The 12,686-nt window shown below is 75.2% G+C and carries 12 protein-coding genes; 2 read left to right on the forward strand and 10 right to left on the reverse strand.

Going from position 1 to position 12,686, the window contains the following annotated elements:
• Positions 1-49: 49 nt before the first annotated feature.
• Both LDL48_RS27845 and LDL48_RS27850 read right to left on the reverse strand, forming a co-directional pair.
• Positions 50-1,255 carry a S8 family peptidase gene (locus LDL48_RS27845; RefSeq protein WP_225258187.1) on the reverse strand — a complete coding sequence of 402 codons (1,206 nt, stop codon included), beginning with the start codon at positions 1,253-1,255 and terminating at the stop codon, positions 50-52.
• Positions 1,256-1,355: 100 nt separating this feature from the next.
• Positions 1,356-2,198 carry an NAD(P)-dependent oxidoreductase gene (locus LDL48_RS27850; protein ID WP_225258188.1) on the reverse strand — a complete coding sequence of 281 codons (843 nt, stop codon included), beginning with the start codon at positions 2,196-2,198 and terminating at the stop codon, positions 1,356-1,358.
• Positions 2,199-2,345: 147 nt separating this feature from the next.
• On the opposite strand from LDL48_RS27850, the gene LDL48_RS27855 reads away from it, so the two are divergent.
• On the forward strand, positions 2,346-3,539 hold the full coding sequence (locus LDL48_RS27855) for a sugar efflux transporter (protein WP_225258189.1): 1,194 nt from the start codon (positions 2,346-2,348) through the stop codon (positions 3,537-3,539).
• A 17-nt stretch (positions 3,540-3,556) separates the two neighbouring features.
• Here LDL48_RS27855 and LDL48_RS27860 read toward each other — a convergent pair whose 3' ends face one another.
• Both LDL48_RS27860 and LDL48_RS27865 read right to left on the reverse strand, forming a co-directional pair.
• Entirely contained in the window at positions 3,557-4,138 is a 582-nt protein-coding gene (locus tag LDL48_RS27860) for a calcium-binding protein (protein ID WP_225258190.1), read from the reverse strand.
• 154 nt (positions 4,139-4,292) lie between these two features.
• Entirely contained in the window at positions 4,293-4,565 is a 273-nt protein-coding gene (locus LDL48_RS27865) for a hypothetical protein (RefSeq protein WP_225258191.1), read from the reverse strand.
• A gap of 158 nt (positions 4,566-4,723) precedes the next feature.
• Here LDL48_RS27865 and LDL48_RS27870 point away from each other — a divergent pair, with 158 nt between their 5' ends.
• Entirely contained in the window at positions 4,724-5,245 is a 522-nt protein-coding gene (locus LDL48_RS27870; protein ID WP_225258192.1) for an RNA polymerase sigma factor, read from the forward strand.
• 2 nt (positions 5,246-5,247) lie between these two features.
• On the opposite strand, the gene LDL48_RS27875 is transcribed toward LDL48_RS27870, so the two are convergent.
• From LDL48_RS27875 to LDL48_RS27900, 6 genes are all read right to left on the reverse strand, one after another.
• The gene (locus LDL48_RS27875; RefSeq protein WP_225258193.1) at positions 5,248-6,714 is read right to left on the reverse strand and encodes a dynamin family protein; all 1,467 of its coding nucleotides are present in this window, start codon (positions 6,712-6,714) and stop codon (positions 5,248-5,250) included.
• A 2-nt stretch (positions 6,715-6,716) separates the two neighbouring features.
• Positions 6,717-7,190, reverse strand: coding sequence for a hypothetical protein (locus LDL48_RS27880; protein ID WP_225258194.1), 474 nt, complete (start codon positions 7,188-7,190; stop codon positions 6,717-6,719).
• 76 nt (positions 7,191-7,266) lie between these two features.
• On the reverse strand, positions 7,267-9,345 hold the full coding sequence (locus LDL48_RS27885; RefSeq protein ID WP_225258195.1) for an Hsp70 family protein: 2,079 nt from the start codon (positions 9,343-9,345) through the stop codon (positions 7,267-7,269).
• A complete protein-coding gene (locus LDL48_RS44690) occupies positions 9,333-9,758 on the reverse strand; it encodes a nucleotide exchange factor GrpE (RefSeq protein WP_225258196.1) in 426 nt (141 codons plus the stop codon). Before LDL48_RS44690 ends, LDL48_RS27885 begins: the two co-directional genes overlap by 13 nt.
• Positions 9,755-10,678 (reverse strand): C39 family peptidase, encoded by a 924-nt coding sequence (locus LDL48_RS27895; protein ID WP_225258197.1) that lies wholly within the window; start codon positions 10,676-10,678, stop codon positions 9,755-9,757. Before LDL48_RS27895 ends, LDL48_RS44690 begins: the two co-directional genes overlap by 4 nt.
• 23 nt (positions 10,679-10,701) lie before the next feature.
• Positions 10,702-12,582: a dynamin family protein gene (locus LDL48_RS27900; RefSeq protein ID WP_225258198.1), complete on the reverse strand. Its 1,881-nt coding sequence runs from the start codon at positions 12,580-12,582 to the stop codon at positions 10,702-10,704.
• Between the last annotated feature and the right edge of the window lie 104 nt (positions 12,583-12,686).

The following is a 12,686-nucleotide window of genomic DNA, read 5'->3' on the forward strand; positions in this document are numbered from 1 at the left end:
TGCCGGCCGCCCCGCCGCCGTCATGCCCGGCGGGGCGGCCGGCACCGGGTCACGGTCCGACGTAGAGCAGCAGGTTGACCGTGTCCGGCGTGACCCACCGCAGCACGCCCGGAGTGGCCCGGGCGACGATCTCGTCCCGCACCTGCTGCGGCGTGCGGGCCGGGTTCGGCCCCAGGATCAACGCGGCCGCGCCCGCCACATGCGGCGACGCCATCGACGTGCCGCTGCGCGTCCAGACCACGGTGTCGCTGGTGTAGTGCGCCGAGTTCACGTTCAGGCCGGGCGCGAACAGGTCGGTGCACGGCCCCTCGTTGGAACTGGGCCAGGTGCTGTCGCTCGGCTCCGAGGCCGACACCGTGATCGCGGCCGGCACCCGGGCCGGCACCTGCGCGCACGCGTCGCCGTTCATGTTGCCGGCCGAGACCGCGTAGGTCAGGCCGGTGCCGATGGACCGGGCGACGGCCGCCTCCAGCGCCGCGGGTCCGGATTCGTCCAGGTAGCCGAGGCTCATGTTGACCACGGCCGGCTTGACCGCGTTCGCGGTGATCCAGTCGACCCCGGCCAGCGTCCGCGCCACGTCGCCCCGGCCGTCGCAGTCCAGCACCCGCACCGCGACCAGGGTGGCCCGCTTGGCGACGCCGAAGGTGGCGCCGCCGGCCGTACCCGCCACGTGTGAGCCGTGGCCGTGGCAGTCATCGGCGGGACCGCCGTCGACCAGGTCCACGCCCTGCACGGCACGCCCGCCGAAGTCCTGGTGGGTGACCCGGATTCCGGTGTCCACGATGTAGATGCGCACCCCTTGCCCGCCGTCCGCCGGGTAGGTGTACGAGGCGCTCAGCGGCAGGTTGCGCTGATCCACCCGGTCCAGTCCCCAGGGCGGGTTGGTCTGCGTGTCGTCGGCGCGTACCCACTGGTTCTGTTCCACGTAGGCGACCGCCGGATCGGCGGCCAGGCGCCGCGCCGCGGCCTGCGACGCGCGGACCGAGAAGCCGCGCAGAGCGCTGGTGTAGCTGTGCACGGCGGCGGCGTCGTAGCGGCCGGCCAGCGCGGCGTCGGCCGCCGCGGCCCGGGTGGGACCGGTCTTCGCGCCGTCCTTCAGCACGACGATGTAGCTGTCCGGCACGGCACTGGGCCCGCCGGCGTTGCGGATGACGTCGACCGGTGGTGCGGCGAGAGCCGGGCCGCCGACGACGGCTCCGGCCACGACGACCGCGGCCAATGTGGACACGATGGTACGTCGGACGTGGTGCAGCATTCCCCGTTCCTCCTCCGGACGCCGGCCGAGGCCCCCGTGGCCCCGTGCACGGCCGGCATCAATCGACACCAGCCTATGCAAGCCGGCGCGGCCGGGGAAGCTACCGCCGGAACGACTCGGCCACCGCGGCCATGTCGGCGTCCCCGTGACCGGCCGCCGAGGCCTCGGCGTAGAGCGCCCGCAGCGCGTCCAGCAGCCCGGTCGGGAAGCCGACCTGCGCGGCGGCGTCCACCATCAGCCCCACGTCCTTGACCACCCCGTCGACGGCGAACGACGTCGCATAGTCACCGGCCAGCACGGCCTGCCCCTTGACCTGGGCGTAGGGCATCCCGGTCGGGCCGCCGTCGATGGCCGACAGGAACAACCGCGGGTCGACGCCCAGGGCGCGGGCGAGCTGCACCGACTGCCCGATCCCGGCCATCGCCAGCGCGACCCAGGAGTTGCAGGCCAGCTTGAGCGCGCTGGCCGGGCCCACGGTGTCGCCGGCCACCACGGTCCGCGAGCCGATCGCGTCGAACACCGGCCGGCAGCGCTCCAGCAGCGCCGGATCGCCGGACGCCAGCACCACCAGGGTGCCGTCGTCGGCGGGCTTACGGGTGCCCAGCACCGGCGCGTCGACGATGGCGGGCACCCCCTCCGCGACCGCGCCGATCCCGGCGACGCCCACGGTGGCGCTCTGGATCCACACCGCGCCGTCGGCCAGCGCGGCGGTGAGGTCGGCCTTGACGGCCAGCGTCGCCTCCGCGTCGAACAGCATCGAGATCACCGCGTCCGCGCCGGTCACCGCGGCGGTCACGTCCGGCGCCGGGACCGCGCCCACCGAGGCGAGATCCGCCGCCTTCGCCGGCGTGCGGTTCCACACCGCGACGTCGTGACCGGCCCGCCGCAGCGACCGGACCATCCCGGCACCCATCACGCCCGCCCCGAGAACCGCAACACGCATCTGACGACCTCTTCCGCCCACCGGCTCAGCGACTGCTTCCGGACCGCACCAGGTCTACCAGGCGGCGCCGGCCGGTACCCGTGACGCGGCCCACGCGGACCGGTAAACAGCGAGCGGCGGGACCGCCTTCGCCGTAGCGTGCCGGGCATGGTGCACGTACGGACTCCCGCCCGGCAACGCCTCGTGGTGATGCTGTTTCCGCTGATCCTGGGGCTGCTGGCGGTCGGCCTGGCGTTCGCGATGACCATGCCGTTCCTGTCGTTGTTCCTGAGCACGGAGGTGCACGCCGGGCCCGCGCGGGTGACGTTGTTCCTGGTACTGGCGCCGCTGTCCGGTGTGGTCGCGTCGATCGTGATGGGGCGGCTGTCCGACCGGGGCCCGGTCCGCCGGCGGCTCATGATCATCGCGTCGCTGACCGGCGTGGTGGGGTGCTCGGCCAGCGCCGTGGTCCGCGACTACTGGATCCTGCTGGGGCTCGCGGTGACCGCCATCGCGCTGGCCGGCACGGTGTTCCCGCAGACCCTGGCGTACGCCCGGCAGTGGCTGATCCGGGACGCGCCGGACCAGGCCGCGATGGGCACCAGCACCCTGCGTACGGTCGTGTCGGCGGCCTGGGTGGGCGGCCCGCCGCTGGCCGCGTTCCTGGTCGAGGCGGGCGGCTTCCGGGTGGTCTACGGCATCGCCGCGGCGCTCTACGCGGTCGCCGCGCTGGTGGTGATCTTCCGCCTGGACGAGGTGGAGGTGCCGGCGCCCGGCCCGGAGGAGGCGCCGCTGCCGGCGTCGTCCCGCGGGACACTGTGGTGGACCGCCGCCGCCTTCGTCCTGCTCCAGGCCCCGCTCACGCTCGGCGCGCAGGCCATGCCGTTCCTCACCGCGGAGAAGCTGGGCGGCGACGTCGGCGACGCCGGCCTGGTCCTGGGGCTGTGCGCCGCGCTGGAGATCCCGCTGATCCTGAGCCTGGGCCTGCTCAGCACCCGGTTCCCGTTGCGCCCGATGGTGCTCGGCGGCGCCGTCTGCGGGGTGCTGTACTACGCGGTGGCGACGGCCGCGAACGGGCTCGGCATGCTGTTCGCCGCCCAGCTGCTCAACGCGCTCTTCATCGCGGCGGTGTCCGGCCTCGGCATCTCCTACGTGCAGGACATGCTGCCGCAGTTCCCGGGCCGGGCCACCACTCTGTTCACCAACACCTTCCCGATCGGGGCGATGCTCGCCGGACCACTGTTCGGGATGGCGCAGCGGTTCGACATCCGGCTCGCGTACGGGACGAGCGCGGCGCTCTGCCTGGTCGGCCTGGCGATCCTGCTGGCGGTCCGCAACGACCACGCGGCTCAGCCGGCGTAACGTCCACGCCGCCCCGGCTACGGGTCGCAGCGGGCGGTGTTCTCGCTGTCGACACAGGTGTCGGTGCCCTCGCCGCCGTTCGCGATGTCGGTGCCGTCGCCGCCGTCCACGAGGTCGTCGCCGTCGCCCGCGACCAGGATGTCGTCGCCGTCCCCGCCGCTGAGCTTGTCGTTGCCGGCGATGTCGGCGATGGCGTCGTCGCCGTCGCCGCCGCTGAGGGTGTCGTTGCCGTAGCCACCGTCCAGGGTGTCGTCACCGGCGCCGCCGCGGACCGTGTCGTCACCGTCGCCGGCGACGATGATGTCGTCACCGTCGCCGCCGTGGACGGTGTCGTCGCCGCCCCGGCCGAGGACGACGTCGGCGCCGCCGAGGCCACAGATGATGTCGTCACCGTCGGTGCCGGTCAGGGTGTCGTCGCCCGCCGTGCCGGTGACGGTGCAGTGCGGCGCCGCGTCGGCCGGGCCGGAGCCGGCCTGTGCGGGAGCGGCGAAGGCGAGCGCCGCCGCGGCCGCGATCGCCAGGGCGGAGATGACCGGTGCCCGCCGCCGGGACGGGCGGTGCGACGGCGTGGCGGCGGGTGCGGCACTGGGCTCTGACATGGATGCTGGTCCCCTCTGACGGCGACCGCCACTCCGGTGGGCGGCCACGACCCGCCCAGCATCGCAACGACGTTCATCGATCCGGCACCGGTTCGTCATCCCGGCTCGCGCCCCCGCGACGCCGGCCGGACGGGCCGCGCCGGGCCGGGCCGGGCTAGAGCGCCGGGTCGCCCGACCAGGGATCGTCCACCGGGTCGTCGTGATCGAGCGGGTACAGCTCCGGTGTGTCGAGCGGGAGTTCACCCGGTTGATCCGGCCAGGGCTCGTCGAGGACCGGCACCGCCTCCGGCACCGCCTCCAGGTCCACGGTGTCGGCCGGCACGAGCGTGTCCGGCACAGGCGGGGCGTGCGGGTCGAGTGCCGTCGCGAGCACGCGCAGGCGAACGTCGGCCGGCAGCGCCGGCACGTCGTCCATCGACAGCGTCATCTACTCATCCTCCTCGTCCGGCGGGCTGCGTGGGTGACGTTCGCCGAACCAGCCCGGCACCCGAATGACATCTTTTACGGTGATATAGCCAGAACTGTTCCGTCCCGGAGGGAGTCGCCGTCATCGCGTTTCCGGACGCCGCCGCGGAGCCCGATGGCGTGGAGTCCCGGCTCCTGGACCGCGCCCGGCGAGGCGAGGCCGCCGCCTTCGAACGGCTCGTCAACGACCACGCCCAGCGCACCTGGGCGGTGTGCTACCGGATCACCGGCAACAGCCACGACGCCGAGGACGCGCTGCAGGACGCGCTCGTCGCCGCCTGGCAGAACCTCGGCCGGTTCCGGGGCGAGTCCCGCTTCGGCACCTGGCTGCACCGGATCGCCGCCAACGCCTCGCTGGCCGTGGTCCGCCGCCGCCGGGACGTGGTGATGGACGAGTTGCCGGCCGGGCGCCCCGAGGCCGCGCCGGCGGACCTGTACGACCGGTTCGCCGAGTCCGACCGGATCGAGGCCGCACTGCGCACCCTGCCCGAGGACTTCCGGGTGGCGCTGGTGCTGCGCGAGTTCGGCGGCCTGTCGTACCAGGAGATCGCCACCCATCAGCAGATCGGTGTGCAGACCGTGAAGAGCCGGCTGAACCGCGCCCGCACCGCGATGGCGGACGCGCTCGGTACCGACGGCTGACCTCACGACGCGAGCCGCCGGGCCAGCAACAGGTACGACCGGGCCGCCGTACGCGCCGCCTCTGCCTCGGCCGGGCCGCCCGCGGCGGTGATCCGGGCCTGCGCCTGCGCGGCCAGCCTCCTCGCGTACGCCGCCGGATCTCCGCCCGGGTGCGGGCCCAGCCGGGCGGCGTCGTCGGTGCCCTCGGTCAGCGCGGTCAGCGTCGCCACCAGCGGGCTGTCCGGTGCGGTCCGGGTCAGCAGGCTCAGCGCCCGCACCTCCCGCAGCGGGTGCAGCTCCGGCGCCAGCCGGGCCTCCTCGACCGCCGCCCGGACCGCCGCGTCCTGCGGTACGGGCAGTCCCGCGGCGAGCCGGTCGAGGACCTCCAGCGCGTGGTCCGCCTTCAGCACGTCCGCGCGCAGCAGGAACCGGCGGCGGATCAGCGCCTCCAGCTCGGCCAGCCCGGAACGGTCCTCGAGCCAGCGCAGCAACGGTTCCGCGCCACCGCCGACGCTCCGCCCGGTGGCCATGCCGTACGGGCCGAGCAGCTCGAACAGGCGGGTCATCGTCGCGGGCGGCACGCCGTCCGGCGGGCCCAGCTGTTCCCACAGCCGCAGCCTTGCCGCCTCCACCCCGGCCAGCCCGGCGAGCGTGCGGGCGTCGGCCTCGCGCAGCCGCCCGGTGCGAGCGGTCTCGGCGAGCAGCGCGGCCACCGGGCGTACGTCGCTCACCTCGGCGGCCCGGTCGACGGCGAGGCGCCGCGCCCGGTCGGCGGCGAGGTCGACCGGATCGGCGCCGTCCCACGGGCCGGACCCGAAGACGTCCGCGTGGGACAGCACGCCGACCGCGTTCACCGCGGACGCGCCCAACTCGCCGGAGGCGGCCAGGAAGTCACGCAGGAACGCCACCTCGTCGGCGCGCTCGGCGTCGCGGACCAGGAACAGCACCGCGTCCGCCTGGGTCGCCGCGGACCGGCTGTTGGCGGTGAGTGCGTCCGCGCCGACGATCGCCCGCCGGGTGGCGGTCTCGTTCTCCGTGGTCGCGGTGGCCAGGCCCGGGGTGTCGATCACGGTCATCTCGCGCAGCGCGCCCGCCTGCAGGTGCACCTCCAGGTGGTCCACGTCCTCCGCCGGCACGCCGAGGTCCTCGGGCAGCCCGCCGTCGATCCGCAGGGTACGCCGCCGGCCGTCGGTCAGGACCAGCTCGGCCCGGTCCGGTGCGCCGTAGCGGTACCAGGTCACGACCCGGGTGCACTCCCCCGCCGCGGTCGGTGCGATGCGCCGCCCGACCAGAGCGTTCACCAGCGTCGACTTGCCGGCCTTGACCCGGCCCACCACCGCCACCCGCAACGGCTCGGCGAGCGCCCGGCGGACCGCGGCGACGGTGTCCGCGTCCCGCTCGCCGACCAGTGCGCACACGTCGTCGCAGGCCCGTTCGGTACGCCGGATCAGCGCCGAACGGGCCTGCGGGTCATGTCCCAGCGGTGTCACGGTCAGTCGTCGTCATCGTCCGAGTCGAGGATGTTCTCGATCGCGTCGTTGCGGCTGTCGAAGATGTCGTTGATCTGGTCCACCTGTCCCGGGGTGGCGAACGGGATGAGGTCGATCAGCGGGTCGTGCCCGCCGCCACCGATGATCGACGGGTCACCGAGCCCGGGGTTGGGGCCGGGGGCGGGCGCGGTCGGCGTCACGAACTGCCCGCCGGTCGCCGGGTTCGCCACCAGGTCCAGCACCGTGTCGCCGTTGACGTCCACGCCCGCGGTGTCCACGACGCCGTCCAGATTGGTGTCGATCTGGATGTTGTCGATCAGCCCGTTCTCGTCGACGTCCTGCGACAGGATCTCCGCGTAGCCGTCGAAGTTGGCGTCGACCTGAAAGCTGTCCGCCACGCCGTTGCCGTTGGTGTCCGCCTGGCCCACGTCGCCCACGCCGTCGCCGTTGGTGTCGGTGAAGTACATCTCGCTCATCGCCTGTGCCCCTTGCCTCGCCGCTGTTTCAGGTCTTCGATGCGCCGGTACGACGGGATGTTCCCGGTCCGGCGGTTCATTTCAGTGCCGCCGACCGGTCCGCACTGCTCCACCAGGCGACCAGTCCTGGGATGTCCTCGCGGTGCGCGCTGGCGACGATGAGGATCGCCTCGCTGTCGTAGGTCCAGATCAGCTTTCCGTAGCCCTCGCTGGGATAGCAGAGCAGCTGGCCCATGGTCCGGCTCTGGTCCGCGGTGAGGACCCACGGGCCGCGTCCGTAGGAGTTGCCGGCGTCGCATCCGGCGGTCACGTTCGTCAGGCCGTGCTCGCCGATCGTCACGTTCAGCGTGGCCGTCATCGCCTGCGCCGTGGTGAACTGCGTCGCCCAGACCTCGAACGCCGGGTTGGTGCCGACCTGCGCCGCGGCCGGCGTGGCGCAGCGGACGATCGCCACCTCGCCCGGATCCTTGACGCCGTCCCGCACACAGGTGTCGATCTTGGCGAAGTCCGGTGGCAGGCGCCGCGCCAGCCGGCACTCCGCGGCCGGCAGGCCGGCGGCGCAGTCGGCGGACTGCGCCGGTCCCGACGTGCCGCCGCCGGTCGGTACGGAGGTGCCACCGCCGGCCGGTGGGGTGGTGCCGCCCCCGGCCGGCGGGGTGCTGCCGGGCGCCGGGGCGGTCGAGGTGCCCGGGCTCTTCGGGCCGGATCCGCCCGACGCGCCGGTGCCGTCGTCGCCGGCGTTGCGCAGGAGCACCGCGCCGATCCCCCCGCAGAGCACCAGGAAGCAGAGCACGCCGATGCCGATCGCGACGGGCCACCGGGCCGTCCGGGCGGTTCCGCCGGCCGGTTGGCCGTCCGGCGACGGGACCGGGAAGGGCGGCTGCGGCACCGGGATCGGTTGCGGCGGCACCGGTTGGGGCTGCGGATGCGGCACCGGCTGGGGCTGCGGATGCGGCACCGGCTGGGGCTGCGGATGCGGCACCGGCTGCGGCGGCTGCGGTGGCGGCGGCTGCTGTGGCGGCTGCGGTGGCGGTGGCGGTGGCTGCTGCGGTGGCGGCTGCGCGGCGGCCATCGCCGGGGTGGCGAGGGCGCCGAGCGCGACCACCAGCTTCGGGTCCTCCAGGGTCGCCGGGGGCCGTCCGATCAGGTCGAGCAGGCGGCGTTGCACCAGCCGCAGGTGCGAGGACCCGCCGGTCAGATAGAGGGCGTGCAGGGCGGGGCCGGTGACGCCGGCCCGGTCCAGCGTGCGGCGGGTCAGTTCGACCGCCGCGTCGATCTTCGGGGCGATCAGCCGGTCGAACTCCTCCGCCGTGATCGTGACGACCGCCTGCCGGTCCCCCGCGGCGACCGGAATCCTGGTCTGCTCGTAGTCGGTGAGCGCCTGTTTCGCGGCGCGCACCTGGTCCCGGAACGTCAGCCGGTCGGCGAGCGCGGCCGGGTCGTCGAGCGCGTCCACGACCTCGCCGTGCCCGGCCTCGCGCAGTTGCCCGCGGGTCCACGCCGCGAGCAGGTCGTCGATGTCCTCGCCGCCGAGCGGATCGATGCCGTCGGTGGCGAGCACGGTGAACGGCGCCCCCGGCACGGCGCCCGCGCGCAGCACCGCGACGTCGCAGGTGCCGCCGCCGAAGTCGAACACCGCCACCACCGCGCCCGGCGGCACCGCCGTCTGCGTCGCGTAGTGGCTGGCCGCCGCGACCGGCTCGGAGACCAGTCGCGGTTCCGCGGCGAGGCCCGCCGCGCGGGCCGCGGCCAGCAGTACCCGGCGGCGCGGCTCCTGCCACTGCTCCGGGTACGTCAGCAGCACCTCCGCCGGCCGGGTACCGCCCGCGATGCGGCCCGCGCGCCCCGCGACATGGCGCAGCACGGCGGCGAGCGCCTCCGCGACGGCGACCTCCCGGCCGTCCAGCAGGATCTCGCCCTCGCCGACCCGGCGCTTCGGGTTGGGCTCGAACGCCGCCGGATCGATCCGGGCCGCCCGTTGCGCCTCCACGCCGACCACGAATCCGGTCGGACCGGCCAGCACGCCGGAGGGCATCTGGTCGGCCTGTTCGGAGAGCCGCACCGGGCGCGGCGGGCCGGTGCCGAGCTGCACCGCGGCCGCCGTGTTCGACGTTCCGATGTCGACGGCGAGCCGCCAGCCGTTCACCGCTTCCACACGATCACCTCCGCCGGGCGCACCACCTGCGCACCCGTCTGCCAGCCCGCTCTGATCTCCCGGGCCACGCACCGGTCGATGCGCTCCCCCGTCGCCGGCTCGGTGCCGACCGCGTGGTGCCGGGGCGCGTCGAACGCCGCCCCGCCGGCGACCGGGATGCGGTGCACCCCGGCCGAGCTCAGCACCCGTTCGAGCTGCGCCTGCACGGCGTCGGCACCGGCCGCCAGGTCGTGCGCCGCGATGACGCCCCGGACCAGGGCGGGCGCGGCGCCGGGCGCGGACGGGGCGGCCGACCCGTTCGGCGCGGCGGTGCGGCGGCCCGCGACGTACCCGGCGGCGGCCGCCGCGAGCACCACCGCGACCGACGCCGCCACCCACGGCCACGCGGCGAGCGCCGCGCCGACGTTCCTCACCGTGCGGCCGGCAGCGTCACGGGCAGCAGCGCCCACGGACCGCGCAGCACCGCGGTGGTGGCCCGCTCGATCTGGCCGGCCGGGCGCTCGCCCGCGGCGGCGACGACCTCCGCGCCCGGGTCGCCCGCGGGCGGCTCGTCGCAGACGATCATGGTGTACTGGGAGTCGGCCCAGGCGTCCGCGAACACGTCCAGCGGCACCTCCTCGAGGTTGCCGTCGGGGCTGCCCGGGTCGGACAGGATGGCCACGCCGCGCTCGGTGTCGATGCCGGTGAGGACGACCGCGTGGTCGTACCTGTCGTCCTCGACGGCCTCGCCGGTCCAGACCTCGCCGCTGTCGATGAAGAGCAGGATGCCCCGGCCCTCGTCGAGGTACTGCACCAGGTCGGCGGGCGTGCCCACCTGCACGCTCGCCGGTACGCCGGCCGACTCCAGCAGGGCCAGCGTGTTCTCCGGCGTCATCCCCGGCACCCCGTCCATGCCGACGCTGAACAGTCCCTGCTCGCTGGCGAGCCGGACGAACGCCGACTCGTCCGGGAAGTGCACGCCGCTGTACTCACTGACGATCTGGGCCACGCTGGCCGGCGCGCAGAAGCCGTTGAGCGCCTGCTGGAACCAGTGCTCGGCGTCGCCGACCGGGTCACCGACGAGGCCGCCGCCGGGAGCCGGGGTCTCCGCGGTCGGTTCCGCCGCGCCGAGCTCGTCCAGCGCGTCGGACGCACCGGGCAGCAGTTCGTCGAGCCGGGCCCGGTCCAGCACCGCCTCCTGGTCGGCCAGCTGGTCGCCGTCGACGTCGAGCTGCACGTGGTACGTGTCGTCGGGCAGCAGCTCGACCTGGACGTCGTCCACGCCGTCGTGGTCGAGGTCGGCGGCCACCGCCGGGCCGCCCGCGGTGCTGTCGGTGGGGTCGATGTCGCTCATGCCGCTCTCCTCGCGTCCCGCGGTCAGGGTGTCGCGGGCTTGGAGGCGGCGGCGAGATCGGATGTTCCCGGGACCCGCAGAATTCCGTCCAGCGCCTCCTGTGCGGCGGCGACCGCGGCGAGGTGCCGGTCCAGGGCCTCGATCCGCCGGCGGCGCTCGCTGTCGTCGGCCACGGCGGCCCGGTCCGCCTCGCGCAGGGCCGCGTCCACCCCGGCGATCGCGTCCGCCAGGAACCGCCGGATGCCGAGGACGAGGTCCGGCTTGGCCTCGCGCAGCGCGGTGTCGGCCGCGGCGACCAGGTCGGCCTGCATGGCGTTCACCGTCTCGGCCAGCCAGGTGCGCATCTGGGTACGCCCGGCCCGCACGGCCCGGTACGCGACGTTGACGGCGAGCCAGGCGCCGCCGACCACGACCGGGTTGAGCAGCGCCAGCCCGGCCACCGCCGCGATGGGCAGTTGGGCGGCCATGCCGGCACCGAAGAAGGCGGTGGCCGCGAGCGAGGGATCGAGCAGGCCGGTGAGCGTACGGGTGTGCTCGCGCGGGCGTGGCCTGGTGTCGACCAGCTCGCGGCCCACGTCGGCCGGGACGGCCTCGGCGGTCAGCCCGTACGAGTCGGCGACCAGCGTGCGCAGGCGCCGGTCGAAGCCGCCCGCCACCTCCGCCACGACGGCCTGCAGCTCGCTGCAGATCTGCGCCATCGTCTCCTTGGCGACGGCCGGCACCAGCAGCCGCCGCTCCGAGTCGAAGCGCCGCTCCCAGCGGTGACGCAGGTCGGTCAGCCGGCCGGTCACGTCGTCGACCACGCCCCGGCGCAGGCCGCCGAGGTCGCGTTCCAGGTCGAGGGTCCAGCGCTGCTGCCGGTCCCGCAGCTCGGCGAGCCGCTCGCGTTCGGCGGCCAGCTCGGCCCGGTCCGCGGCGTCCCCGGCGGCCGCCGACCGCCGCACCCGCAGCTGCACCGCCACCTGGTCGAGTCCGGTGCGGGCGATGCGGGCCGCGTTGGCGACGACCAGCCGGTCGCGGTCGGCGGCGTGGGCGTTGAGCACGTCCGCGAGCCGGTGCACCCCGCTCGCGGTGGTCATCGCCCGGCGCAGCTCGCCGTCCGGCAACCGGGCCGCCTCCGCCGCGAGGGTGCTGGACACCGGCACGACCTCGGCACCGGCGAACCGGGGAGCGTGCCGCCGCAGCAGTTCCCGGTTCTCGGCCAGCACCTCGCGCCAGCCGGCCGGGTACATGTCGATCTTCGTCATGGCGAACACCACGGTTTCCGTGGTGGCCGCGGCCCGGGCCAGGAAGGCGAGTTCCGGCGCGGTGAGCGGCTGCCCGGCGTCGCTGACGAACAGCAGCACGCTCGCCTTGGCGGCGACCCCGGCGGCCAGGGTGGCGTGGCCGCCGTCGAGCCCGCCGACCCCCGGGGTGTCGATGAGCGACAACTCGGGCAGCAGTGACGCGGCGACCGCCACCTCCGCGCCGACGACGATCGGCGCGTCCGGGTCCGCCCGGCTCGCCCCGCCCACCGTCACCCAGCCGGCCACGTCACCCGCGGCCACCGCCATCGGGGTGCCGTCGGCGGCGAACACCCGGGCCGAGCCGGCCGGCCGGCGGGCGGACGCCGGGACGATGCGGATGAACGCCGCGGTGGTGACGTCCACGCCGACCGGCGACCGCCCCGGTTCCCCGGCGAGCGCATTGACCAGCGAGCTCTTGCCCCGCTTCACCTCGCCGACGACCACCACGGCCGGGCGCCGGCGTCCGGGCGATCGGAGCCGGGCCAGCACCAGGTCGGCCGCCGGACGGGCGTCGTGCGCGGTGAGCAGCCGCACGGCCCCGAAGACCGCCTGCGCCTGCCGGGCGTCGAGCCGGGGCGCCGCCGCCCGGTCCGGGCCGGTCGGGTTGTCGTCGGTCACGGTCGTTGCCTCCTCCAGCCGGGCCGGGTGCGCCCGCGCACGGGTTCGATGCGGGAGAAGGCAGGAATGTTCCGGCTCGGGAGCACATCGGGCCGTCCCGCCGC

This window comes from Jidongwangia harbinensis (genome assembly GCF_020216025.1).
Lineage (GTDB): Bacteria > Actinomycetota > Actinomycetes > Mycobacteriales > Micromonosporaceae > Actinoplanes > Actinoplanes harbinensis.

What these genes read in the sequence shown, in the direction of transcription:
- LDL48_RS27860 (WP_225258190.1), bottom strand. Translation starts at nt 4,138, where the DNA reads ATGTCAGAGCCCAGTGCCGCACCCGCCGCCACGCCGTCGCACCGCCCG.
- LDL48_RS27850 (WP_225258188.1), bottom strand. Translation starts at nt 2,198, where the DNA reads ATGCGTGTTGCGGTTCTCGGGGCGGGCGTGATGGGTGCCGGGATGGTC.
- LDL48_RS27845 (WP_225258187.1), bottom strand. Translation starts at nt 1,255, where the DNA reads ATGCTGCACCACGTCCGACGTACCATCGTGTCCACATTGGCCGCGGTC.
- LDL48_RS27895 (WP_225258197.1), bottom strand. Translation starts at nt 10,678, where the DNA reads ATGAGCGACATCGACCCCACCGACAGCACCGCGGGCGGCCCGGCGGTG.
- LDL48_RS27865 (WP_225258191.1), bottom strand. Translation starts at nt 4,565, where the DNA reads ATGACGCTGTCGATGGACGACGTGCCGGCGCTGCCGGCCGACGTTCGC.
- LDL48_RS27880 (WP_225258194.1), bottom strand. Translation starts at nt 7,190, where the DNA reads ATGAGCGAGATGTACTTCACCGACACCAACGGCGACGGCGTGGGCGAC.
- LDL48_RS27855 (WP_225258189.1), top strand. Translation starts at nt 2,346, where the DNA reads ATGGTGCACGTACGGACTCCCGCCCGGCAACGCCTCGTGGTGATGCTG.